Source organism: Rhizobium sophoriradicis (assembly GCF_025200795.1).
GTDB lineage: Bacteria > Pseudomonadota > Alphaproteobacteria > Rhizobiales > Rhizobiaceae > Rhizobium > Rhizobium sophoriradicis.
In genome coordinates this window covers 295,633-319,345 of record NZ_CP104153.1, presented here as the reverse complement: position 1 = coordinate 319,345, position 23,713 = coordinate 295,633, and the positions used below count along the sequence as shown (strand labels likewise).

The following is a 23,713-nucleotide window of genomic DNA, read 5'->3' as shown; positions in this document are numbered from 1 at the left end:
GCTGCGGGCGCATCGACCGGGCGACCCGCCTCCTTATCCCCGATTGACCGCGTCCATGCTCGCCATGCCGGCGATCATCCGCGTCCGTTGTCCATCGACTGAACGCGCCGTGAGAGGCGAATGAAAGGAATTCTCATGAAGATACTGCAAATCAATTCCAGCGCGCGAATTGACGGCTCCACCTCCTCCGCTCTTGCCGACGCCATCGTCCGCCATCTGAGAAGGATTGATCCGGACGCTGTCGTCCAGATTAAGAACCTGGCCCGCGATCCGATCCAGCCGCTCGATGAACTGGCGGTCGCGGCACGGATGCTCCCTCCCGACGCGCGAACGCCAGATCAGACCGCCCGAGCGCTCGAAGACGAACGTCACGTCGTTGAACTCCTGGCGGCGGACATCATCGTCATCGGTGCGCCGATGTACAACTTCAACATTCCATCCCAGTTGAAGAACTGGATCGATGCCGTCGCCAAGCCGGGTGCGACATTCCGTTATACGGAGACCGGACCGATCGGCTTGGTGAAGGGCAAGAGGGCGATCATCGCCCTGACGCGGGGCGGCTTCTACAGGGAAACGCCCGCCGACACGCCGGCGCAGTATCTTAGATACATGCTGGGCTTTCTCGGCATCACGGACGTCCAGTTCATCTATGCTGAAGGCATGGCGCGCGGCCCGGAAATGATTGCCAAAGCATTCCGCGACGCCGACGAGCAGATCCTGAACCTCGTGGCATAGTTCTTCCACTCCTTTAAGGAAATCCATCAATGCTTTATGTCGTTACTCTCACCTACATCCGCCCCATGGATGATATAAAAGCTCATCTCGACACCCATCGCGAATGGCTCGCCGAACATTTGAAGGCGGGAACAATTATCGCCGCTGGCCCTATGGAACCGGCTGTTGGCGGAATCGTCCTTGCCCATTGCGCCACCCGGGAAGAACTCGACGCAATGCTGAAAAACGACTCCTTCCATAGGCAGAATCTGGTCGAATATGACATACGCTGCTTCAAACCCGCCCTTGGCGCGGAAGCCTTTGCGGAAGCTTTGACTCTGAAACCAAACCTGATCTGAGCGACCACGATGCTACTCTGATAACGCTGCTGACACCGGAGACTTTATCGAACGCAGTGCAGACAGAATACCTTCTGCATCCGCTTCGTCAGTGCTCCACCTGGAGAGGTGACCGAGGCGGTTCGCAATGACGCCTCGCAACAGGCGAACACATTTTGCTATTTTACATTTGGCTCGGCGGTAGGCGAAAGAAAGGCGCCGCACGCGGAAGGATCGGTCGGGGAACCCGCGCTCCTGAAGCTTGTGCAACCGCTGCGCCTACGCCATGTTGCTGCGGAAACCCTTGTCGTTTTGAATCGGAAAGGAAATAACTTGCATATTGCGCACGTTGCTATTTGGACTCCCGACCTCGACCGACAGGTTGCATTCTGGCAGACGTATTTCGATGCCGAGATTGGGGAGCCCTATCATAGCAAGCGCCGAGAAGGTTTCGTTTCGCGCTTCATCAAGCTTGCCGACACAGGTGCCGAAATCGAGCTCATGACCGGACCGTGGATTGATCCCAGTGAAGATCGGGAAGCAAGCGGATGGGATCATATTGCCATTTCTCTCGGGAGCCAGAAGGCGGTCGACGAAATGGCCGCCAGATGCAAGATCGACGGGATCCTAGTTTCGGGTCCACGAATGACGGGCGACGGCTATTACGAGGCCGTCATCGCGACGCCTGACGGCTCGCGCGTCGAGATAACCTCCTAATCCCAAAGTCCCGACAACAAGTGCCGGACTTCATCATCAATCCGTGAGAAATGGCGGTGGATACTGCCGTCCTTGATCAGATGCAACGACGGGGCCATGAAAGGGCATCGCCGCAGGCAATATTGTCGTATTCCGTGCATGCGTCAGGCTTGTTCGAAGTGGCAACAGCCAGACACGGCTGGGTTCTGCGGCAGCGCAGCTGAGATCGCGAGCTCTCTGCAACCCTTTCATCGTCTCCTTTCTCGTGTGAACAGACGCAACTTCCTGTCCATTCGACCGGCTTGAACGTCAAAGACCTCGTCCCACGGGCGTTCGCACTTTGATGATAAGTGACGCAATGTGACGCGCCTGCCTTAAAGGCGAGTTGACACACCCCGCCTGCTTCTGGATTATTTCACTGTACGAGAGTTACTTTCACTCAGTGAAACAGGAAAGAGACTATGACAAAACAAACGCTGTCCAAGGAAGAGATAAGCGGCGTCATCCCGCCACTCGTTTCCACATTTGCGGCGGACGGCAGCCTGGATTTCGAGCTGTTCCGAAATGAACTGCGCTTCATGGAATCCGTCGGTGTGAGGCTGGCTGTCGTTGGAGGCAGTACGGGCTCGGGAGACGAATTGAGCGCCGAGGAGTTGGGCCAGCTTGTCAATGAGGCTGTGCAGAACAGCCACATTCGCATTATCGCCGGCGTCATCACGACGACGACCAAGGACGCTATCCTAAGGGGCCAAAAAGCAAAAGAGGCTGGCGCAAGCGCGTTGATGGTCGGGCCGCCGATCTATACGACGCCGTCGCAGGAGGGCCTCGAGGCGTTCGTCCGAGACATCCATGACGCGACGCAAATGCCGATCATTTTCTATAACCACTTTTTCAGCCCTCCGTCGGTAATGCAGCGCATCGCCAAGCTAACCGGTGTCATTTGCGTAAAAGAGGTTGCCCTTGAACCGGTCGCGGAGCTTGTCCAGACCGTTGGAGATCGCGTCGCGATTGCTGCCGGCGCGGATAGCGTGAACATCGCAAGTTTTTTGTTGGGCGCAGACGCCTCAATCTCCGGCGTGAACACTGTCATTCCGAAAGAATACGGCGAAATTTACCGGGCGCACCTCGAAGGCGATTACAGGCGGGGACGTGAATTAACGGAAAGAATCGCGCCTCTTGCCCGAGAGATGATCAAGCCAGCCAACTTTCCCGCACGCGTCAAGTTCGCCATCAATCTGCTTGGCCGCAAGGTAGGCGAGCCCAGGAAGCCCAGCGGCGATCTGGCCATGGAAGATCAAGACAATATTCGTGCTGCACTGCGCCACGCCGGACTTATCGCCTAGGCCAGGACGTGCCGAAGGATGTCGGATCACCATGAGTGTTCCGACATCTCATCCTCTCGCCGTTACAACACAAAAAAGGGAGCAGCTGTTATGAAAGAGACGAGCATCAACATCTTCACATCCACCACCATGCCGCGCCGCAATTTCCTCAAAGCGGGTCTGGCAGTCGGGTCATGCATCGCACTAGCCCCGGCCATCGCGGATCGAGCTCATGCCGGTGAACCGTCCCGCGGCGGCACTCTGCGTGTTGGTCTGGGCGCAGCAGGCGCTAAGTCGTCGCTCAATCCCTTCATCTCGACGGGAGATATGGACTTTGCCGTCGCTCAATCGATCTACGACCGATTGACTGATTTCGACGGCAACGGACACATCTACAACAGCCTGGCCGAAGACTTCAGCCACAACAAGGAAGGGAATGTCTGGAAAATTCGAATTCGCAGCGGGATTGTATGGCACGATGGAACGCCGTTTTCAGCCAAAGATGTTGTGTACTCGCTGCAGTACATGCTCACGCCGGAAAACAAGGCCGACGGCTTCACCAACCTATCGGGCTTGATGAAGCCCTCCGATATTCGAGCACTCGACGACAGCACCGTCGAAGTCTCGCTCGCTAAACCTTACGCACTTCTGCCCCAGGTTCTTGGGAGCAAAGTGATGTTTCTTGTAAAAGATGGCACCAAGGACTTTACTCAGCCGGTGGGCACCGGACCATTCAGGTTCGTCGAATGGAGCCAGGGCCAACGGGTGACGCTGAAGCGGAACGATGCCTTCCGCAAACCGGGAATGCCGTATCTGGATGGTGTCGAATTCATTGCTATCAATGATCCGACGGCGCGGATGAACGCGCTAATTGCTGACCAGGTCGATGTTGTCGCACAACTCGATGGCAACCTTGCGCGTATCGTCGAGGCGAACCCTGCGATGGCTTTGCTGCGCTCAACGAGCGCAGCGACGACAGACCAGTTCATGATGGTCGCCCAGAAGCCGTTCACCGATGTCCGCGTACGTCAGGCGATGCGGCTTCTTGTCGACCGCGAACAGTTGGTGGCTAACGCCCTGGCCGGCTACGGCAGGATCGGCAACGATCTTCATTGCATAACTGATCCCGACTACGCCTCCGCGCTGCCGCAAAGGCAGCACGATCCGGATCAGGCCCGATCGCTCCTGAAACAGGCAGGATACGACAACGATCTTTCATTTGAGCTGTACACTTCGGACGCCGCGCCGGGGATGTTGGCATCCGCAACCCTCATTGCAAACCAAGCGAAGCAGGCAGGGGTGAAAATCGATCTAACCGTCGTCCCGCCGGACAGTTATTACTCCGGCCCGAAATTCAAGAAGACGGCCATGGCCAGTTCCGATTGGGGACAACACACAATCGAATCCGTTTTTGGACAGGCCTATGCCCGCGGCGCGTATTGGAACGAACCGGATTGGACGAACGACGCTTTCGACAAGTGGGTGTCCATGGCTCGCACGACGTTCGATCCGTCTCAGCGGAAGGACTACCTCTTTGAAGCGCAAAAGATCATCTGGGAAGACGGCGGCTATATAATCTGGGGCTTTAGAGACCTCTTGGATGCGACAAACGTCCGTGTGAAGGGGCTTTCTCCTTCCAGTCAACGCAATCTCGGCTACTACCGGTTCGAAGGGATTTCGCTCGAAGCCTAAGTTTCGCCCGGACCTAGCGATTGCCCCGCCTCCCCGAGGTGGGGCACCATCAAGAAGGGAGCCATGGATGGTTACGGCCCGTCTTTCAAAGTTGGTGATGGCAAGACTAGCGCTGTCTGTTTTCACGCTGATAGCCGTCTCGGCTGTCGTCTTCACGGCGACACTTTTTCTTCCGGGAGATCCTGCAAGGGCCGCACTCGGCCCCAAAGCTGATCCTGCCGCCGTGGAAGCCTTGCGCACCGAGTTTGGCTTGGACCGACCGGCAATCTCTCAATATCTCTCATGGGCTTCCGGCGTAGCGTCGGGGGATTTCGGCAGATCAATTCCATCGGGTCGTCCAGTTTGGGAGATGATCCGGCCGAAGGTGATCAATACCGTCATCCTCACTGTCTCTTCGCTTCTGGCGCTGATTCCGCTCTCGTTTTTGCTCGGGACCGCCGCTGCGGTATGGAAGGACAGATTGCCCGACCACATCATCACGGTCCCGACAATCGTACTTGTAGCCCTGCCGGAATTTGTCGTCGGCACGGTCCTGATCGTTGTCTTCGCCGTCGGTCTGAATTTCCTTCCGCCGGTATCACTGATCCAAGGCAACAGAACGCTGCTGTCGCAGTCGACCCTCTTCATTCTGCCTGTCGTTACACTCCTTTGCACCACTCTAGCCCAGGTCGTTCGCATGGTACGGGCTGTGGCCATCGAGGTCCTTTCGGCGGAGTATGTGTACATGGCTCGTCTTAGAGGCCTCAGCCCGGCTCGTGTGCTCATACGCCATGTCTTTCCGAACGTCCTAACGCCGTCGATCCAGACCATCGCACTGAACGCCGCCTGGCTCGCAGGTGGGGTCGTCGTTACCGAGGCCGTGTTCCAACTGCCTGGTATCGGCAGCGCATTTGCAGACGCGGTTATCAACCGCGATATGCCCACGGTCTTGGCCATAACTCTCTTGATTACCGGAACTTATGTGCTGATCAATCTGGTGTCCGAGGTTCTCATCATGCTTCTCAATCCTCGACTGCGAGCCCAAAACGCTTCGCTTTGATCCGTGAGGAGGAACAAATGCTTCGAACTATGCAGATCATGTTTTCCAAACGCGCATCATGGATCGCGTTGCTTCTCACGATCATAATCGTTGGAGTCGCGACGATCGGACCGTGGCTCACCCCCTACGCGTACGACGAAATCGTCGGCCCCCCTTTTTCGCAACTATCGCGTGACCACCTGCTGGGAACGGACTTTCTGGGACGAGACGCTTTCAGCCGCTTTCTCTCCGGAGGTCAAACGGTTTTGATGATAGCGGTTCTGGCAACGACCTTGGCTTTTCTGATCGCAGTACCCATCGGCATATTGTCAGGTCTTCGTCGGGGCTCGTTAGACCATACTCTCGTCGCGCTCTCCGACATTATTTATGCCTTGCCTCCTGCAATTTTCCTGCTTGTACTGCTGGCGGCAACCGGGCCAAGCCTTACCACTGTGATATTTGGCATTGTCTTCATCCATGTCCCCCGCGTTCTAAGAATTGTTCGACTGATTACGATAGACATATCTCGAAACGAGTACGTTGAAGCCGCACTCGTCAGAGGTGAGCGCTGGCTGGCGGTGTGTCTCAAGGATATTCTGCCAAATATTCTCCCTCCGGTGTTGGCGGATTACGGCGTTCGGCTCTGCGGATCGATCATCCTTTACGCCTCGCTCAGTTATCTTGGTCTGGGGCTGCCACCTCCTGCAGCGGATTGGGGAATGATGATCAGTGAGAACCGCTTGGGCATCACGATTTCCCCCTGGCTTGCCATAGCGCCCGCGGCAGCGATTGCGATCTTTTCGGTCGCCGTGAACGTCCTGACCGACAACTTCGCGCGTTCCATCGGCCATTCGAAGAGGCAGGAAAATGCTTAATCCCCCGTTGCTTGTTCAGAACTTGTCGATGCGCGACACCGAGGGCCGCATCATCGTAGACAACGCCTCGATTACCGTCGGCGAGGGCGAAGTGCTCGCCATTATCGGGGAATCGGGGTCTGGTAAGACATCCTTAGCCCTTGGCCTGCTTGGTTTTGCGCGCCCCGGTATGGTGTTTGGTGGTGGCAAGGTAATAATCGATAACAAGGATTTACTGGCACTCACAGAGCGGGAGCTGCGCGACTATCGCGGAAGCAGGGTTTCACTGGTCCCCCAAAACCCGACAACGAGCTTCAGCCCGCGCAGGCGGGTCGGCGATCAAATCGCCGAACTGCTGCATGTTCACGGTTATCCGGCATCAAAGATCGCCGAAATGAGGCGGGATATGCTCAAGGACGTAGGCTTGCCGACCGATGCCCGCTTCCTGCGCCGTTACCCGTTTGAACTTAGCGGCGGTCAACTGCAGAGGGTTGCAATCGGAATGGCCTTCATCACTCGTCCTCGCGTGATCGTCATGGACGAACCAACGACCGGGCTAGACGTCTCCACACAGCAAACCATCTTGAATTTGATACGCGAACTAGTCCAGACGTCGAGGGCAAGTTTTGTCTATGTCACGCATGACTTGGCGGTCGTGCATAATATTGCGGACACGGTCGCCGTTATGCTCGGCGGCAAGATTATTGAAAGTGGCACAAAGGAACAGATTTTCACCAGTCCAGCAACCGAGTACACTCGCATGCTCCTTAGCACGGTCCCGCAGTTACCCCAACGCTGCAAGGCTGAGGAAGAATCCGGGGCGCCGGACGGAGCGTTGCCGGCTTTGCTTCAGGTAGAGGACTTGAACGTTTCTTACGGCCCGATGCGGGTTGTTCATGGGATTTCGTTTTCAATTGGCTATGGGGAATGCCTGGCTCTCGTCGGCGGCAGCGGCAGCGGAAAAACGACTACCGGACGGTGCATTGCCGGTCTCCATGCGAGCGGTCAGGGTCGAATCACTTTCCAAGATGCGGCTCTCAATTTCGGCTATGCGAACCGCTCGCGGGCACAATTGTCAGCCCTTCAGATTGTTTTTCAAAACCCTGATCGTTCCCTTAACCCGCGCGAATCCATCCAGGATGCGGTCGGCCGCGCGGCGATGCTCACGGGTGCGAATAGAAGCTCAATCGGACCCAAAGTGACGCAATTGCTCGAAAGGGTCCGCCTGCCCAAACGGGTTTCCAACTTGTATCCAGCCGACCTTTCCGGCGGGGAGAGGCAACGTGTCGCAATCGCCCGGGCTCTTGCAATGGACCCCGATTTGTTGATCTGCGACGAGATCACGTCGGCACTCGACGTCTCCGTACAAGCCGCCGTTATTGATTTATTGATGGAGCTGAAGCGCGATGGGCTATCGATGCTATTCATAACGCACAACCTCCCACTCGTCTCCGAGATTGCCGAATCCATCATCATATTGAAGAATGGTGAGGTGGTGGAACGCGGATCCGCCGCTGGGGTTCTGCGTGCTCCCCGGCACGAATATACCAAGCTGCTCTTGGATGCGGCTCCGAGAGTTCAATCTACGCGCCTCGCGCCTCGCGTGGTTCAGTTTCCAAATTAGCAAGGATAGGCGGATGGAATCAGAAAGCGGAAAGTCCAGCAAGTTTGATGCAGTCGACCGAGCGGTGGCAATCCTCGCGGCGCTTGGCTCCGCCAGCGGTCCAAGTTCTTTGTCGCAAATCGCTCGTGAGGTAGGATTGGGGCAACCGACGACGTCTCGCTATCTATCCAGCTTAGTAGGCCACGGGTACGTCGAACGAGACGGAAGTGGCCGGTATGTCCTCGGCATTGGGGTTTATCTCCTGGGCCAAAAAGCTCTCCAACATCGAGATGTACGACACCTGGCACGGCCGCAGCTTGAAGCGCTTCACCGTTGCTATAATGAAACGGTCAGCCTTGCGCTTTGGGTTCATAAGGAGCTGGTGGTCGTTGATTGTATCGAGGCCACTCAGGCGCTTAAGCAGGGAGCAACAGTGGGGTTGCCAAACCCGTGGCACGCAAGTTCGCTCGGCAAATCGATCCTGGCCTGGTTGGACGAGGAGACACTCAACGTTTTATTGCCTCCGTCGGCGCTGGATACATTTACCAGCAAGACGTTGTCGACAAGAGCCTCGCTGGAGGCACAGTTCCAAACTATCCGCGCGCTAGGCTTCGCGGTCGATGACGAAGAATCTTCCCTCGGGGGGCGATGCATCGGTGCCCCTATATTTGACGCGACGGGGCGTCCAAAAGGGGCAATCAGCATGAGCGGCCCCGTCAGCCGCCTTGTCTCCGAAGAAATCCCATCGATCGGTCTTGTTGTCTCCGAAGCCGCAAAAGAAATTTCTCGCGCCTTGGGATACCAAGAATCGCCGCAACCCAGGATCCGAACGGCATGAAAATAGGTCTGGTCGGTACCGCTCACTGGGCATCGGAAATTCATGCTCCGGGGCTTTCCCGGGACCCAGGCGTAACATTCGTTGGCGTCTGGGGAAGAGATCCCGTCAAGACAGCGGAGCTGGCTGCAGAACACAAGGTTGCGGCCTATGATGATTTTGACCGGTTTTTGTCCGATGTAGACGCTGTAGCCTTCGCCGTCGCGCCTGGAGCCCAAGCCAAATTGGCGAAAACGGCCGCGGAACACGGAAAGCATGTGCTTCTTGAAAAGCCGATCGCACTCACGGTGGACGACGGCCTCGCCTTAAGTGAGGCTATACGCAAGAGTGGCGTACGCTCAGTTCTTTTCCTAACGCGCCTATTTCACCCCGAACTTCGATCGCAACTTGCGCAGGCTGCTAAAGCGCCCGGGTTGAGGCATGGACGAGTGCGGATCGTGGCGAATTCCATGAGAGTTCCATCGCCATACATCAATTCAACTTGGCGACAGAGTCCGCGCGCTGCGCTTTATGATCTCGGTCCACACGCACTTTCCGTCTTGCAGTATGTTCTTGGGAGCATTGCTAAGATTTCCGCCGACCTCGATCCCAAAGGTCATATTCTGTTCTCCGCCCGTCATGAAAGCGGTGCCACCTCGGATGCCGAGTTGGCCTTAAGCGCCCTCGATGAGGACCTCGCAAGCGAAACCACCTTCGCTTGGAGTGGAGGCAAGGTCGAGCTGCCGCACATTGACATGGTAAATGGCGGTGCTGCAGAGGCCTACCACGAGGCAATACGTCAGCTGATTGGCGAAAACGGCACGGAACCCTATTGCGACGTGTCGGACGGTTTGCGCCTTCTCAGGCTCGTTGCGGAATGCGATGGGCAACTCCGTATCTCGAAATAGCGTCGCATCAGCCTCCGACAACGACATGCTGAGCGGCACTGCAAGCGCCAGATGAGATCCAATTTCCCTCGGGCCTGGCTTGATTTATTGCGGCGGATCACTGCCGATCGAAGCAATGTGACGCGAACTCTGCGCACATTCGACACCACAAATTGCAGGTTGCGAAGTGCGCAAACATGGCTGCGGATGTAATCCTCGTGATTGCTGTGTCTATCGATACGTGCCCGCAAAACCTGCGCACCAGAGACTGACTGAATTCCTGCGAACATTCAATAATGCGAGCCAAAATGACGACTGTGAGTGCTTCCTTGGACAGTGACGGTGCGGCGAACCAGTCTTTGTTCGCGGCACCACCTAGCAAGCCTGAGTACACAGCGCTTCCCAACCTGCTTGACACCATTCAACGACAACATGCCGCATATTTTTGGGATGCCGATATGGCAACAGGCCTTCCCTATGACAGGCGAGGAACCAACGGCGAGGTGATATCGGATCTGGTTTCGCTCGGAGGCGTTGGCTTCGGGATAATGGCGATAATCGTGATGGCTCATCGCGAATGGTTGGCGCGGGAGCGTGCCGCCTTGCGTGTTTCGACAATCATCGAGGCTTTGCGGAAGATAACAAGATATCGCGGGGGTTTCCCGCACTTTGTGAAAGCCAGCGATCTCAACTCAGTCCCCCTGGTGCCTATGGACGACGGTGCGGACCTAGTCGAAACAGCTTTACTCGTGCAGGGACTTATATGCGCTCGCGAATATTTTGATGAGAAAACGCGAGTCGAAGACAACATCCGACAACAAGTTGATGAAATTGTCACGGCGATCGAATGGAGCGGCTTCGTACATCCGGGAGCCCGGCCATCGTTGTTTTGGCACTGGAGTCCAAAACACCAATGGTCCCTGAATGTGCCTATTACTGGGTGGAATGAGGGGCTCGTTGCCTATGTACTCGCGGCGGGTTCGCGAGACCACTTTATTGACCCGCAGGTCTTCCAACTCGGATGGAGAAACGAGGGAAAGTACCGAAACGGTAACAGCTATTATGGCCATAGCCTTCCCGCCGGCTCGCCATACGGCGGTCCTCTCTTTCTCTCTCAGTACTCGTTCTGCGGCTTAGATCCGCGGGGTCTTTTCGATGACCACATCGACTATTGGGACCAAGTCGTCGCTCATTGCAGAATTAACTATGAGCATTGCAGACGAAACCCGAAGGGACACATTGGTTATGGAGCACATGGTTGGGGCCTGACGGCATCAGATGGTCCCAAAGGCTACCTCGTGAGTTGCCCCCAAAATGATGTCGGCGTTATTGCCCCGACAGCCGCGCTATCGAGCTTCCCGTTCCTGCCCGACCAAGCAGAAGCTGCGGCACGGGCATTTTTCTCTTATGGAAACGGACGCTTGTGGGGAGCGTTCGGCTTTGCTGATGCCTTCGCTCCCGCTCAAAATTGGGTCTCCAATTGCAATCTGGCGATCAACCAGGGGCCGATCGTTGCAATGATCGAGAACTATCGCACAGGTTTGCTGTGGCGCTTGTTTATGAAAGCTCCGGAAGTTGTAACGGGATTATCCCGTTTGGGGATTGGGAGGCGGCAACACCACCGAACGGATTCCGCAGTTCTGCTGGCTAAAGACAGCTGCATATATGCGAGGAGAGAAGTTCGAAGCGCAGGTCCGCCGGAGAGAGAAGGTTATGAGTAATAAGCTTGTTTGGCCAGCCCCCACCTCGGATGTGCTCGATCGCGGCGAGGAATCCGCCTTTCAGAAAGGCTCCGCCTATGTCGATGGAAAAATTATACCAATCGAAGAGGCGAAGGTACCACTTTTAGACTGGGGCTTTCTGCGTTCGGACGCGTGTCAGGACACAGTGTCGGTGTGGGATGGCAGCTTTTTCCGTTTGACTGACCACCTGGATCGATTTGAGCGATCTGTCCAGCGCCTTCGGATGGATACAGCTCCTGTTACAAGAAGCGATATCCACCGGATAGTCCACAAACTCGTTGCCGTGTGCGGTTTCCGTGATGCTTACGTTCAAATAATCATGACCCGCGGGCGGCCCCCGATCGGTAGTCGGGATCTTCGTTTATGCTCGAACAGCTTCCAGGCATTCTGCGTGCCGTACATGTGGATCGCGAACCCCGAAAAGCAGGAAATTGGCATGGCAGTGCACGTCAGCCGGCGCGTCCGAATCCCACCTCAGTCCGTAGATCCGTTGGTGAAGCATTACCATTGGCTCGACTTTGAGATGGGCTTGTTCGAAGCTTACGAGAACGGTGCCGATACGGTGGTTCTCACTGATCTCGATGGCAATATCACAGAGGGGCCCGGCTTCAACGTTTTCGCGGTGATCGACGGAGTTCTGAGGACCCCTTCTTTCGGCATGCTGGATGGAATGACCAGGAGGACAGTTATGGAACTGTGCAACGAGCTGAATCTCGATGTCACGCAAGAGACCATTTCTTTGGAGCGGCTTCTAATCGCCTCGGAAATCTTCCTTACGACGACCGCAGGCGGGATTATCCCGGTCTCTTCGGTGAACGGAACCGGAATCGGTTTCGGATCAGTGGGTGAACAAACTCGCCGCATTCACCGGTCATACTGGGGTAAGCGAAGCAGCGGATGGTATGGCGAGCCTGTCGCCTACGCCCAAAAAGCTCTCTTGGAGCCCTAGTCACCTGAAGAAATGGGTGGGTTACAGTGGCAGCCTGGCAGATGAAGCCGGCAGGCCGGTTACTGGTTGCCGCCAATGTTGTCGACCGGTTGATTTCTCTAGTGCTCATCATCTGCGGTCACTGCACCTTTCTCTTGAACGGAACGCCAAAATTGGAAGCCCTCGAAAAACAATCCACACTCGGGCAGTTCGTTTCGTCTCCCCTCTATCTGGGCGCAGCAATCGCCATGTTCCTGTCTGGCATCGGGATGTCGGCCGCAGCCCCGCAAATTGCTTTGTTCCTCGTGAGAGAACTTAATGCGCCGATTGCCGCTGCAGGCCTCTTCTACTTGACCAACTTGGCAGCACCTATTGCCGGTTATGCGATCGGAAGCTTCTCCGATCGAACAGGTGATCGGCTTGGGCTTTTTCGCATATGCGCCCTTTTAGGTTCCATCGGCTGGGCCGGGTTCGCGCTCTCGATCAGCAGTTGGATGCCCTTTGTGATCAATGCTGCCGTGCTGGCATTTTCAGGAGCAGCCGCCTCGCAGCTTTTCGCTGCGATTCATGACGACATCCAAGCCAGGGAGACGGTGGCGAGTGACGACATTGTTTCCATCGTGCGTATGGCGCTCACTGCCGGCTGGGTTGTCGGTCCCGTGGTGGGGACGTGGATAACGGCGCAGTTCGGAATTCGCGCCATGCTATGGTTTACAGCCTTGTGCTTTCTCCTTCAAATTGCCCCTTTAGGCACACTCGCCACCCCCTCGCTGGAAAAAGGGTTTGGAACAACGGCAAGGCCACTTCGCCAGCGAAATCTAAAGGAGATGCTCCCTCTCCTGGGTTTCACTGGTCTCTTCGTCCTCGTCTACGCGGGAGAGTCGATCAAATATGGCTTCCTTCTGTTGTATATGGACGAGGGCCTTGGTCTGGATGCTGCTACACGCGGGGCTGTCATCGGAATTCAGCCTCTTGTAGAGCTGTTGATTATGCCATTTGCCGTCCTCCTCGCACGTAAGATAGGTATGCTTTGGCTAATGTGTGGCGCTGCGGTCCTTGGAGTTCTCGCCAACATCTGTTTTGCGGCTTGGAGCAGCGCTATGGGTATGTTCGCCGGGCAAATCCTCATGGGCGGCGTGTGGGGCGTATTTGCTGCATTGGGAATTATTGCCGCGCAACGATTGCTTCCAACGGCTGTGGCAACGGCGTCAGCCATCTTCATGAGTTCTACCGCGCTCAGCAGCGGGCTTGGCGGAGCCGCTGGCGGATTGGGTGTTGCCCAGTTTGGTCTTCCACATGTGTTTCTCTTGCCAGCGGCCTTTTCCGCTGTGGCCGTTATAGGGCTGGCATGCATGGCGAGGTCTATGAAGTTCTCATAGCTCTCGGCAAGCGTCACTTAAAGAAAAGGTGAGAATGTCCCTGTCGGATCGGCGAGAAGGTTGAGGACATGACAAGAAGCGTTATAGCACTCCAGCTGTATTCGGTTCGGTCGCTAGGCCCGCTGGAAAAGCAGTTGGCTGCGACCGCTTGGGCGGGTTTTAAGGCCGTCGAACTCTTGGAAGAGCATTTGGCTGATCCCCGGGCGCTAAAAGCCATGCTGGACGCACACCATCTGTTGGCACCGTCAGCCCATGTTAGCTATCCGGTATTGCGTAATGGCCTCGTGCGGTTGATTGACGTATGTGAACGTTGCCAGATCAAACAATTATTTGTGCCAGGCGTTGCGTTTGACGCGTCAAGGAGTAGCGCTCGTGGCTGGCGCTTTATGGGATCTGAATTGGCTCATTTAGCTGAGAGATTGCACGGTGCCGGGATCGGACTTGGCTATCACAATATGCGCCAAGACTTTTTGCCCCTCGCAGATGGGCGCATTGGCTTCGAGATCCTGATGGCCGCCGCCCGAGGAAGCCCATTGAAGTGGCAGGCGGATATTGCCTGGATGAACCGAGCGGGAATCAACCCGTCAGACTGGTTGAAAAGATATCGGGGCATCCTCGTATCGGCTCACATCAAGGACGAGGCGCCCATTGGAACTCACGAGGACGAAGACGGATGGTCTGATGTTGGTGGTGGAACGATGCTATGGCCGTCGCTATGGAAGACAGCAACCGAGTGTGGCGCCTGGTTGCTCGTTGTTGAACACGACAATCCGCGCCAACCACTGGAATTTGCCAAACGAAGCCTAAGCTACCTTAATCGATTCAACACTTGAGAGCTATACGCGCAGCTGGGCATGGAGGACGTTGTGAACTTAGAATACCGGATTGATCATTTTTCACTTCTCGTCAAAGACCTTGCGCGAAGCATCAAATTCTACACCGACGTGTTTGGCTTTGAAGTCATAGCGGAAACCAGCAATGAGAAGATTCGCTGGCTTAAAATCGGCGGCAGCGACACAATCCATTTGAGCGAAGGAGATACGACGACCACGTCGCTAAGAAAGGATACGCACTTTGCCTTGCGAGTGAGCGACCTCGACGTATTTCTAGCCGACATGCAAAACCGGGCGATCGCGTATTATGATTGGCCGGGGAATATCAACAAGGTTGGCGAACGATTCGACGGGTATCGACAAGTCTACATCCAGGATCCCGATGGATACTGGATTGAGGTCAATAACCACGGCCCTTGACTCCTGTTGCCTCCACGCCGCCGCGCTGCTTTCGGTATATTTATGTCGAGCTAGACCTCCGTCAGTGTCGACGACCGTTTGATAACTCTTTGTGCTTGCAGCCGCTATCGCAACAAGTCCAATGGCCAGATCTGCCCTTACTTCGTTCCGATATGATCGCCGGTGCCAGACCAGGGACATCTCAAGGTCGCCGTGGATCGGCTCATCTTCGAATGCGCCTATGCGAAACTCGGCGCCGCCAAGACCAAACTCGTCCTCCCAAAAGACTGGTGATGAGAGCTTGCAATGCGTTGATCTGAACGCAAGTCGAGCTCATCGCCGACAGGAAAACTAGGAAAGCGGACTGACGCACGACGAAGCACTTGGCACGGCTGAGTGACCATTGAGGCGTGGGCTTGCGAAATTGTGGTAGAGCCGCGTGCGATGTAAAAAGACGATTGAAAGCCCTGATCGCGATCGCTGCCGTATTCCATTGGGTTCTCGCGCATAGCCATCGCTACTCCTCCCCAGGCTTTCCTCGGTCTTTTAAGACCGATTTTGCTGCCGTTGAGGTCTTCTCAACGGCAGCAGTTTTTTCGCACTGTCACAAGGCGGAAAACCAGCCGGAACGCTGCTTTCACCGCTTCTCATGCGCCTTTTTGCATGTTTCGCTTGACATTGTGCGCCTCCACGCATATTAACGCACAAACACGCAAGGAGTACGTTTGTGGGGCCATTGTCCGTCGTTTTCGATATTGGAGGCGTTCTCATCGATTGGAACCCCCGATACCTCTACCGCAAGCTCCTCCCGGACGAAGAGAGCGTGGAAGCTTTTCTTCGCGATGTTTGCAGCAACGAGTGGAACCAGCAGTTCGACGCCGGCCACGTCTTTTCGGAGGGCATAGAGGCCCTGGCCGCGAAGTACCCAGCAAAAGCGGACCTCATTTCGGCGTTCTGGGAACGATGGCAAGAGATGCTGGGTGGCGAGGTTCCCGGTACCGCGGACATCTTGCGGCGCCTGAAGCGCGAGAACGTGCCGGTTCACGCTATCTCGAATTGGTCGGCCGAGACGTTTCCGATTGCAACGAAACTCTACCCTTTCCTTCACCTCTTCGATGTGCTTGTCGTCTCGGGCCGAGAAAAGATGATCAAGCCAGGAGAGGAGATTTTCCAACGTTTCCTGGAAAGGTCCGGCCTCGGTGCAAAAGACTGCATCTTTATTGATGACAATGCGGCAAACATCGCCGCCGCCAACAAGCTGGGTTTCCATACCGTCCACTTCTCAACGGCTGAGGATCTTGAGAGGCGACTCGTCGCGCTCGGTCTACTTTCGCAAACCGGGTTGTGCCCATGAAGAACAGACACGAGGTCGTGCCTACGTCTTCGCCGGAAGAACGCCAGGCCATCTTGCTCGAGAGGATCAATAAAGAGGGCCGCGTACTCGCAACAGCAATCGCCCGCGAACTCTGCGTCTCTGAAGATTCGATCCGTCGCGACCTGAAGGAACTCGTCGATGCCCGGCTGGTGCAGCGATTCCATGGCGGGGCAATGCGCCTTTCCGGACCCGTCCTCGATTTCAGGCGGCGAGAAGCTTTGGATGCACCTGACAAATCAGCGATCGGGCGCGCGGCGGCAGTCAGCATTCCTAACGACGTCACAATTTTCGTCGATTCCAGTACGACTGTTCTCCACTTCTTGCGTAACCTGCCGCCGTCGTTGCAAGTTAGGATCCTGACGACGTCGATCGACATCGCTGCCGCCGCACTAGACCATCCGATTGCCGAGGTCACCTTCCTCGGCGGCAAACTCAACCGCCTGACGCGGAGCGCCACCGGAGCGGTCGCAGTGGAGGCCGTGCGGGGTATTCGCGCAGATATCTGCGTTCTCGGGACCTGCGGAATCGACGAGAACCTGACGCTACGGGCCGACGACATCGACGATGCCTTTTTAAAGGCTGCGATGGTGAAGGCAGCTGAAAGGACGCTGCTCCTGGCCTCACATGACAAGCTTGGCCGCAGTGCAACTTATGAGATTTCATCAATCTCGACGATATCTGCGCTTTATACCACGGCAACGCGGGAGCCGCTGATCGCAAGGATCAGAGAAGCAGGCGTCGAAGTTGTCGAGGTGAGCGCGAAACCGGAAAATTCTACGAGAGGAAAATAGTGTGAGTTTTACTATCAATCAGGATGCTCATGCTGTCCTCTTGCCAGCATTCGCCAGCCTCGACTTCGACGAGGTGATGGTTCCGTTTCTTGAAAACGGGGGCTGGTCCATACTGATCGGAGAAACGCGGGCGGAATATGTCGCCAGATCGATGTCTGACGATCGTCTGCAATCCGAGACGCCTGAGATTTTCGCGGCACGGCTTGGGAAACTGACGAAGCTTCGGCCGGAGCTGATTGTAGCCGTAGATCAGGAGTTAGCCGGAATCGAGCGGCTCAAGGCTCTCGCCCCAGGGCTGCCGCGGCTTAACGAGGCCCTGGTGATGGACAGGGCGCAGCTAGAAAGTCGGTGTTTCGACACGGCGGTCGCCGCCCGAACGCTTGGTGTCACACTCTTCCTCGCTCCGATTGCCGATGTCGTCACCGGCACGAACCCGTGGCTCGAAAAGCGAACGATGAGTTCCGATCCCGTCGCGGTTGCGCGTCTGGTGGAGGCCTTTGTCACGGGGGTCCAACGCGCGGGAATTGCTTCGGCGACCAAGCATTTTCCCGGCTTTAACGATCTCGCGGGAGATCCGGCTGTCGAGGACGTTGCCCTTGAAACGCCGCTAGACGAAATCTTGGATAACGCGGCCCCGTTCAGAGCGGCTATTCACGCCGGCTCAAAGGCGGTCATGGTCGGACCGACGGTTGTTCGCTCGATCGATCCAGCCGAGCCCGCCTGCACGTCGCCTGCGATCATCTCTTTGCTACGAAAAGAGTTCGGTTTTACAGGTTTGATCGTCAGCGACGATCTCGACGCTCCGGCAACGATGCGCGATCGCTCGCTTGCGGAAACGGCGATCGCGTCATTGGCGGCGGGCGCCGATCTTCTGCTCGTTGCAGGCAGCGCCGATCTTGAAGATCTTTCTTCAGCGATAGTCGATGCCGTCGCACGCGGCACACTCCCAGTGACACGACTGGCGGAAGCTGCTGATCGGGTTCGTCGGATGGCAGCCACATGACGGCGATTCGCGGAAAAACCTTTTTCAGCGCTGGCGACCGCGTTTCGTCCGCTGTCTTGCCCCCGCCATCGCGGGCCTGCCGTTTGTTGCCATGAAGCTCGAGCTTTCCCTGTCGCGTCGAGAGATGATCGCCATGCGATTGGCTGCTGGGCAAAATGTCGTCGCCGCATCGCTGGCGATTGAATTCAATGTGTCTGAAGACGCCATCCGGCGCGATCTTCGCCTGCTTGCGGCGGAGGGTCGTTGCAGACGGGTCTATGGCGGCGCGCTGCCGATACCGGGCTCCTCCCTACCCTTCTCGATGCGGCTGACTCAGGACCTGAACGAGAAGCACAGACTTGCGCGCGCCGCAGCGCGGACTATTGAGGCCGGTGAGCTCGTCTTCCTCGATAGTGCCAGCACCAACGTCGCACTGGTCGACTACCTTCCGACCGATCGCCAGGTCGCTGTGGCGACAAATTCGATCGACGTGGCATTTGCCGTGAAGACGAGAGCAGCGCATCCTCTGATTCTGGTGGGCGGACTAGTCGACCATGCGATCGGCTGCAGCGTCGATGCCGCGGCGGTCTCGTTTCTCGAAAACACGATCATCGATCGAAGTTTTGTTGGAGGCTGCTCCATCTCAGCCGACTATGGAATTCGAGTCCATCACTTCGGCGAAGCTCAGTTCAAAAAGACCTTGATCAAGAACAGCCGAACCAGCATCATGATGGCGACGTCGGGCAAGTTCCACGATCACGCGCCGTACAGGATTGGCGACGCTGGGGACCTCGATTATGTGGTCATCGACGAGACGCTCGACTCCAGCGAATGTGATGCGCTCGAGCGGGCGGGCTATCGGATCATCCGCGTCGACTAATACTTCAAGGCCGCCGAAGCCTGATAGGCTGCGTCAACGACTTCACCTCGAGAGCCTGTTCGATAAGGCTCGAAGAGAGGCTGCTGTCCTCCTCCAGCAATTCTCGCATTGTCCTGCCGGTGGAGAGTATCTGCTTTGCGAGCTCTGCCGCCTTCTCGTAACCGATGAGCGACGTTAATGCGGTTGCAAGCGCCGTACCTGCTTCAAGGTTCTGCCGGCAAGCCTCCTCATTGGCGACAATGTCGGCGACGCATCTGTCGGCCAATGTGCGGAAAGCGCTCGTCATCAACGATATCGACTGAAGTAGATTGAAGACGATGACAGGTTCGAAGGCATTCAACTGCAGCTGCCCGCCTTCTGCAGCCATGGTGACGACAAGATCAGAGCCGATGACCTGAAAAGCGACTTGGTTGACCATTTCGGGAATGACGGGATTGACCTTGCCAGGCATGATCGACGAGCCGGGCTGCATGGGCGGCAGCGTAATTTCTCCGAAACCGCCGCGAGGCCCGCTCGACAGGAGACGTAGGTCATTGCAAATTTTCGATATCTTGACAGCGGTGCGCTTCAGGGTGCCGGAAAACAGGACGAAGGCGCCTGTATCCCAGCACGCTTCGACAAAGTCGCTTGCCGGCCGCAAAGGCACACCGGAGACCGTCGCGAGCTCACTAATCGCCGTTGACGCGTAACGGGGGTCGGCGGTGATCCCCGTGCCGATTGCCGTACCGCCGAGGTTGACCTCGTGAAACAGGCCAACCGCCTCAGCCAACCGTGACATATCTTCCCGTAAGGTCACTGCAAAGGCGGTGAACTCTTGGCCGAGCGTCATAGGGACGGCATCTTGAAGTTGGGTCCTGCCGAGCTTCAAGATGCCGCCGAACTCCCCTGCCTTGCGGTCAAACGAGGCCGAAAGGTATTCCAGCGCATCCAGCAATTTCCGTGTCGAGAGGACGAGGGCCAACCGGATCGCGGTTGGATAAACGTCATTGGTCGACTGAGACAAATTGACATGGTTGTTTGGATGAATGACGTCAAATCGCCCGCGCGGCAGACCAAGGTGCTCGAGCGCGCGATTTGCGATCACCTCATTCATATTCATGTTAGTGGATGTGCCGGCGCCGCCCTGAAAGACGTCAAGGACGAACTGATCGGCAAACAGTCCTTCGGCAACCTCGTCGCACGCGCGGAAGATCGCGTCCCTTTTGTCTTCCGATAGGTCCCCAAGGATGAAGTTAGCACTGGCGGCTGCCTTCTTAACATAGGCGAGAGATCGGATAAGGTCGGGGTAGTGGCCGATCGGAATGCCGGAGATCTGAAAATTTGCGATCGCGCGCGCCGTTTGAGCCCCATAATAGGCCGAAGCCGGAACCGGGACAGGGCCGAGTGAATCCGCCTCGAAGCGAATGCTCGATGCTTCAGGCACCAGTGCTGCGTCTTCCATCTTCGATCCTCAATGGTTGTCGATGGAGAATAATTCGGGAACCTGCTCGATCAAATTTCGCTGCGGTGATAAGCGATGAGCAGTATGACGCAAGCTACGCGAAGGATCTTTCGCCTTCCGCCTTGGCGATCAACAAACATTCGGCCTGCAGAGGTTCGTACTCACCGTGGGTTTTGTCTGCGTGGCCACTGTGCCAACGCATGCCCTTCGCGTATTGACGCAATGGGATAATCATTTTGCGCCGCTAATTGCACCATCGCGCAATTTATTTGGCGCGCCCGAAATGGCTTGATGTAATCATCTCCATCATTCGGGATCCATGACCGTGCAGAACCAGACCAGAGACCTTGCATTTGCAGACGATTTCATCTCGGCAAAGCTCGTGGAAAACGTCGTCGATCTCGACATCGAAGATGCTGTCGTTGTCAACATCAGTCCTTCGCGTATGATTACCGGCACCGATCATCCTGCAATCGTCCCGGCCTGGAAATCAACCTGGTTGAAGGGCGGCAGGATCAAGTCGGCAGAGCGAGCTGCATTGATCAAGGTCCGCAAGGCGACCAATTTGGGCGGGGCTCAGTTTCGCGGATGGGACTGGCTCGGCAACAGAATCCGCAGCTTTCCGCGCGACACGCCGCTGTTCATTTCGGCGCAGGACGAAATCGGAACGGTGACGGTCGATCCCAAGGTTTTCACAAACGAGCACGCAGCCCCAGCGGCGGAACAGCCCTTCACGCTCAAGCTCAATCTGTGGTGGGCACCAGGTGACACCGACTGCTTCATCCACAACGAGCACCCCTTCCTCGAGGTCCATACGCAGATCCATGGGCTTGGTCGCATGCAGAAATTCCACGAGCGCGATCAAGAAACGCTTTACGAAGATGTAGTGATGCCGATCGGCTATTCGCACGACCCGTTCTGCCGCGTTACCGGTGAAAACAAATGGACCTACCCATGGCACCGCTACTACTGCGATACTGACTCCGTGTGGCTTGCCGTCGAGCTTCATCCCTGATCAACGATTGGGACAGGGCGCCGGGATTGGCCGATCAGGACATCTGGATCATGTCTGAGCCATCGCCGAGATATTGAAGTGCCTCTCGAGGGATCGCCGGATCGTTCTTGTCCATGACGGTGATCCCTTTCAGCTGCTCCCTCTTCAATAAGCCCGGTCCCCTGTAATGTAAGGCGACCTTAGTCGAGTAAGGCTGACGAAACACCGTAGCCGCAATTCCACTCGAAATCCCGAACATGAACTTCTTGGAGTTGCGCTTGACCTGAGCATAGACGCCGAAGGTCAGCTCGTTCGACTGAATGCCTTCGAAATCGGCTGTGAATATCCGATCCGCGACTGGAAAGCAGAAACCATAATACTTGAAGACATATTCCATCTTCTTAGGATCATCGAAACTGGGGAAACGTTCGACGTAGTAATGCTGCAGGAACTGGTTTGCCCTGTAGATGCAAAATGCGGACTTTAGCACGAAGCCTTTGTAGATAGAGGAGAACTGGTATCGGTCGTAGACGCCCACGAGATCGCTGTCCGGAACGGAATTTTCGACAAGCATTGCGGAAACGAAACGCGCGAATTCCGGCAGTTGCCTGGCCGCCGACATAGCATGAAAGAAGTTGCCATCAACGAGCGTTCGGAACTCCTCGGGGTCGGAGAACAGGATCGGCACGCTCAAACCGAAATAATTCGCGATAATGCGCATATTAGCCGCTGCAGGCAGATGGGCACCGGAAAGATATTTGTTGAATTGCTGACGATTGACCTTGATCTTGCGGCACACGGCCGCCACCGAGCCTTGGCGATCGCACAGCGTTCGCAAGTTGGCGGCAAACGACGCCGGATCGTCCATCATATAGTTCATGACCCTATCCTCAAGCTCAAACCTGAAGCACCCTGACGCTAATTCTACGCCACTTTGAGAACATCTTCAAGCCGTTGCGAAGTTGCTCCGATGAGGTATCCAACGCCATAGTGGCCGATGAAACACTAGGGAATCCACCACTTGGCAGGCAACGACAGAGTCGGTTGGGCGATCATGGGCACGGAAACCATCGCGACCGAGCATATGGTTTCCGCGATACGCTCGATTGGCCATCAACCGCTATGGGTGGTCAGCCGCAATGCCCATTACGCAGGCACATTTGCCGGCGATCTTAGCATCCCCAATGCGACCGACGACCTCGAACGAGTGTGGGCCGATCGCGATGTGCGTTTCGTCTATGTCAGCGCCACGCGGGAGCGACGCTCGTTTCACATCGCCGCAGCCGCAGAAGCGGGCAAGCACATTCTTTGCGATGGCCCAATCAGCAATGAACGTGAAGAAGCAGCGCGGCTCGTGTCGCTCTGTCATGACCTCAAGGTCACGCTTGCCGTTCATCACATCGCGCGCGCTTCTAGCGTTCATCAGACGATGAAGCGGCTGATCCGCGAAGGCGATATCGGCCAGATTCATTCGATTGTCGTGGCGCGTGGCGGCGCATTTCATCCTTCACCCAATCGCCGTGGTCCGCTTGCCAATCTCGAAGGCGACATCTTCTTCGACGCGGCAATCGAGGACGTTGATCTTGTTCGGTTCTTGACCGACGCCGAGCCCAATCGGGCCACCGGGATTTCAAAGCCGATGGGAGGTGCGCCGCAACACCTTGCCTTCGCCCTCGCTATGGATGACGGCTGCATCTTCCAAGCACATGAAAGCTTCCTGACCGCCGATATCGAAGACACGGTAATGATTGCGGGATCGAAGGGATCGCTGACCGCCAGCGGGACGCTTTATGGTCGCGGATCCGGCACTTTGACGCGCAGGATCGGCGGCAAGAACGAGCTTATTCCGATCCGCGACAAGGACGTGCACGTGGCCGCCATTCAGGATTTCGTCACCGGGCTTCATGGAAGGCCGACCTGGCTTTCGACTGGCGCGGACAGCGTCGCAAACCTAGCCGCCATTAACTCGATCATTGCGTCGATCCAGACCGGCGACGTAATCGACATTCAACAGTTGGGCACGGCATGAGC

General features: G+C 56.3%; 23 protein-coding genes. 21 read left to right on the top strand and 2 right to left on the bottom strand.

Features of this window, described 5'->3' with window-relative positions; genetic code table 11:
• The first annotated feature begins 135 nt into the window (after window positions 1-135).
• The 19 genes from N2597_RS23460 (at window position 136) to N2597_RS23370 (ending at window position 19,247) form a co-directional block, all read left to right on the top strand.
• Window positions 136-735, top strand: coding sequence for an FMN-dependent NADH-azoreductase (locus N2597_RS23460; protein WP_183599377.1), 600 nt, complete (start codon window positions 136-138; stop codon window positions 733-735).
• A gap of 29 nt (window positions 736-764) precedes the next feature.
• On the top strand, window positions 765-1,073 hold the full coding sequence (locus tag N2597_RS23455) for a YciI family protein (protein WP_183599379.1): 309 nt from the start codon (window positions 765-767) through the stop codon (window positions 1,071-1,073).
• Window positions 1,074-1,385: 312 nt separating this feature from the next.
• On the top strand, window positions 1,386-1,769 hold the full coding sequence (locus N2597_RS23450) for a VOC family protein (protein ID WP_088678261.1): 384 nt from the start codon (window positions 1,386-1,388) through the stop codon (window positions 1,767-1,769).
• A 440-nt stretch (window positions 1,770-2,209) separates the two neighbouring features.
• Window positions 2,210-3,091 (top strand): dihydrodipicolinate synthase family protein, encoded by an 882-nt coding sequence (locus tag N2597_RS23445; protein ID WP_097592360.1) that lies wholly within the window; start codon window positions 2,210-2,212, stop codon window positions 3,089-3,091.
• A 90-nt stretch (window positions 3,092-3,181) separates the two neighbouring features.
• Entirely contained in the window at window positions 3,182-4,762 is a 1,581-nt protein-coding gene (locus tag N2597_RS23440) for an ABC transporter substrate-binding protein (RefSeq protein ID WP_225881471.1), read from the top strand.
• 67 nt (window positions 4,763-4,829) lie between these two features.
• Window positions 4,830-5,801, top strand: coding sequence for an ABC transporter permease (locus N2597_RS23435; RefSeq protein WP_097592359.1), 972 nt, complete (start codon window positions 4,830-4,832; stop codon window positions 5,799-5,801).
• A gap of 17 nt (window positions 5,802-5,818) precedes the next feature.
• Complete coding sequence (locus tag N2597_RS23430; protein WP_012490222.1) at window positions 5,819-6,655, top strand: ABC transporter permease; 837 nt, start codon at window positions 5,819-5,821, stop codon at window positions 6,653-6,655.
• Window positions 6,648-8,258: an ABC transporter ATP-binding protein gene (locus tag N2597_RS23425; protein ID WP_004670071.1), complete on the top strand. Its 1,611-nt coding sequence runs from the start codon at window positions 6,648-6,650 to the stop codon at window positions 8,256-8,258. The genes N2597_RS23430 and N2597_RS23425 overlap by 8 nt, the downstream gene beginning before the upstream one ends.
• A gap of 13 nt (window positions 8,259-8,271) precedes the next feature.
• Window positions 8,272-9,075: an IclR family transcriptional regulator gene (locus tag N2597_RS23420; RefSeq protein WP_183599453.1), complete on the top strand. Its 804-nt coding sequence runs from the start codon at window positions 8,272-8,274 to the stop codon at window positions 9,073-9,075.
• On the top strand, window positions 9,072-9,959 hold the full coding sequence (locus tag N2597_RS23415; protein WP_183599381.1) for a Gfo/Idh/MocA family protein: 888 nt from the start codon (window positions 9,072-9,074) through the stop codon (window positions 9,957-9,959). The genes N2597_RS23420 and N2597_RS23415 overlap by 4 nt, the downstream gene beginning before the upstream one ends.
• A gap of 287 nt (window positions 9,960-10,246) precedes the next feature.
• Window positions 10,247-11,659, top strand: a complete 1,413-nt coding sequence (locus tag N2597_RS23410) for a glucoamylase family protein (RefSeq protein ID WP_406549684.1) — start codon at window positions 10,247-10,249, stop codon at window positions 11,657-11,659.
• The gene (locus N2597_RS23405) at window positions 11,652-12,629 is read left to right on the top strand and encodes an aminotransferase class IV (protein WP_225881469.1); all 978 of its coding nucleotides are present in this window, start codon (window positions 11,652-11,654) and stop codon (window positions 12,627-12,629) included. Before N2597_RS23410 ends, N2597_RS23405 begins: the two co-directional genes overlap by 8 nt.
• 26 nt (window positions 12,630-12,655) lie before the next feature.
• The gene (locus N2597_RS23400) at window positions 12,656-13,987 is read left to right on the top strand and encodes an MFS transporter (RefSeq protein WP_341356258.1); all 1,332 of its coding nucleotides are present in this window, start codon (window positions 12,656-12,658) and stop codon (window positions 13,985-13,987) included.
• A 134-nt stretch (window positions 13,988-14,121) separates the two neighbouring features.
• Window positions 14,122-14,820, top strand: a complete 699-nt coding sequence (locus N2597_RS23395; RefSeq protein WP_225881468.1) for a sugar phosphate isomerase/epimerase family protein — start codon at window positions 14,122-14,124, stop codon at window positions 14,818-14,820.
• 33 nt (window positions 14,821-14,853) lie between these two features.
• Window positions 14,854-15,240, top strand: a complete 387-nt coding sequence (locus tag N2597_RS23390) for a VOC family protein (protein WP_341356257.1) — start codon at window positions 14,854-14,856, stop codon at window positions 15,238-15,240.
• A 706-nt stretch (window positions 15,241-15,946) separates the two neighbouring features.
• Window positions 15,947-16,573 carry an HAD-IA family hydrolase gene (locus N2597_RS23385; protein ID WP_183599387.1) on the top strand — a complete coding sequence of 209 codons (627 nt, stop codon included), beginning with the start codon at window positions 15,947-15,949 and terminating at the stop codon, window positions 16,571-16,573.
• Window positions 16,570-17,385 carry a DeoR/GlpR family DNA-binding transcription regulator gene (locus tag N2597_RS23380; RefSeq protein WP_183599389.1) on the top strand — a complete coding sequence of 272 codons (816 nt, stop codon included), beginning with the start codon at window positions 16,570-16,572 and terminating at the stop codon, window positions 17,383-17,385. Before N2597_RS23385 ends, N2597_RS23380 begins: the two co-directional genes overlap by 4 nt.
• A 1-nt stretch (window position 17,386) precedes the next feature.
• The gene (locus tag N2597_RS23375) at window positions 17,387-18,388 is read left to right on the top strand and encodes a glycoside hydrolase family 3 N-terminal domain-containing protein (RefSeq protein ID WP_183599391.1); all 1,002 of its coding nucleotides are present in this window, start codon (window positions 17,387-17,389) and stop codon (window positions 18,386-18,388) included.
• A 124-nt stretch (window positions 18,389-18,512) separates the two neighbouring features.
• The gene (locus tag N2597_RS23370) at window positions 18,513-19,247 is read left to right on the top strand and encodes a DeoR/GlpR family DNA-binding transcription regulator (RefSeq protein WP_341356256.1); all 735 of its coding nucleotides are present in this window, start codon (window positions 18,513-18,515) and stop codon (window positions 19,245-19,247) included.
• A 4-nt stretch (window positions 19,248-19,251) separates the two neighbouring features.
• Here the strand turns inward: N2597_RS23370 and N2597_RS23365 are convergent, their stop codons facing one another.
• Window positions 19,252-20,688, bottom strand: a complete 1,437-nt coding sequence (locus tag N2597_RS23365) for an aspartate ammonia-lyase (protein ID WP_183599395.1) — start codon at window positions 20,686-20,688, stop codon at window positions 19,252-19,254.
• Between the two features lie 319 nt (window positions 20,689-21,007).
• Between N2597_RS23365 and N2597_RS23360 the strand changes: the two genes are divergently transcribed.
• A complete protein-coding gene (locus N2597_RS23360; RefSeq protein WP_183599397.1) occupies window positions 21,008-21,703 on the top strand; it encodes a hypothetical protein in 696 nt (231 codons plus the stop codon).
• 34 nt (window positions 21,704-21,737) lie between these two features.
• On the opposite strand, the gene N2597_RS23355 is transcribed toward N2597_RS23360, so the two are convergent.
• On the bottom strand, window positions 21,738-22,562 hold the full coding sequence (locus N2597_RS23355; protein WP_167862467.1) for a helix-turn-helix domain-containing protein: 825 nt from the start codon (window positions 22,560-22,562) through the stop codon (window positions 21,738-21,740).
• A gap of 141 nt (window positions 22,563-22,703) precedes the next feature.
• Between N2597_RS23355 and N2597_RS23350 the strand changes: the two genes are divergently transcribed.
• The gene (locus tag N2597_RS23350; RefSeq protein ID WP_225881467.1) at window positions 22,704-23,711 is read left to right on the top strand and encodes a Gfo/Idh/MocA family protein; all 1,008 of its coding nucleotides are present in this window, start codon (window positions 22,704-22,706) and stop codon (window positions 23,709-23,711) included.
• The last annotated feature ends 2 nt before the right edge of the window (window positions 23,712-23,713 follow it).

What these genes read in the sequence shown, in the direction of transcription:
- N2597_RS23460 (WP_183599377.1), top strand. Translation starts at nt 136, where the DNA reads ATGAAGATACTGCAAATCAATTCCAGCGCGCGAATTGACGGCTCCACC.
- N2597_RS23455 (WP_183599379.1), top strand. Translation starts at nt 765, where the DNA reads ATGCTTTATGTCGTTACTCTCACCTACATCCGCCCCATGGATGATATA.
- N2597_RS23445 (WP_097592360.1), top strand. Translation starts at nt 2,210, where the DNA reads ATGACAAAACAAACGCTGTCCAAGGAAGAGATAAGCGGCGTCATCCCG.
- N2597_RS23440 (WP_225881471.1), top strand. Translation starts at nt 3,182, where the DNA reads ATGAAAGAGACGAGCATCAACATCTTCACATCCACCACCATGCCGCGC.
- N2597_RS23435 (WP_097592359.1), top strand. Translation starts at nt 4,830, where the DNA reads ATGGTTACGGCCCGTCTTTCAAAGTTGGTGATGGCAAGACTAGCGCTG.
- N2597_RS23430 (WP_012490222.1), top strand. Translation starts at nt 5,819, where the DNA reads ATGCTTCGAACTATGCAGATCATGTTTTCCAAACGCGCATCATGGATC.
- N2597_RS23425 (WP_004670071.1), top strand. Translation starts at nt 6,648, where the DNA reads ATGCTTAATCCCCCGTTGCTTGTTCAGAACTTGTCGATGCGCGACACC.
- N2597_RS23420 (WP_183599453.1), top strand. Translation starts at nt 8,272, where the DNA reads ATGGAATCAGAAAGCGGAAAGTCCAGCAAGTTTGATGCAGTCGACCGA.
- N2597_RS23415 (WP_183599381.1), top strand. Translation starts at nt 9,072, where the DNA reads ATGAAAATAGGTCTGGTCGGTACCGCTCACTGGGCATCGGAAATTCAT.
- N2597_RS23410 (WP_406549684.1), top strand. Translation starts at nt 10,247, where the DNA reads ATGACGACTGTGAGTGCTTCCTTGGACAGTGACGGTGCGGCGAACCAG.
- N2597_RS23405 (WP_225881469.1), top strand. Translation starts at nt 11,652, where the DNA reads ATGAGTAATAAGCTTGTTTGGCCAGCCCCCACCTCGGATGTGCTCGAT.
- N2597_RS23380 (WP_183599389.1), top strand. Translation starts at nt 16,570, where the DNA reads ATGAAGAACAGACACGAGGTCGTGCCTACGTCTTCGCCGGAAGAACGC.
- N2597_RS23370 (WP_341356256.1), top strand. Translation starts at nt 18,513, where the DNA reads ATGATCGCCATGCGATTGGCTGCTGGGCAAAATGTCGTCGCCGCATCG.
- N2597_RS23365 (WP_183599395.1), bottom strand. Translation starts at nt 20,688, where the DNA reads ATGGAAGACGCAGCACTGGTGCCTGAAGCATCGAGCATTCGCTTCGAG.
- N2597_RS23360 (WP_183599397.1), top strand. Translation starts at nt 21,008, where the DNA reads ATGACCGTGCAGAACCAGACCAGAGACCTTGCATTTGCAGACGATTTC.
- N2597_RS23355 (WP_167862467.1), bottom strand. Translation starts at nt 22,562, where the DNA reads ATGAACTATATGATGGACGATCCGGCGTCGTTTGCCGCCAACTTGCGA.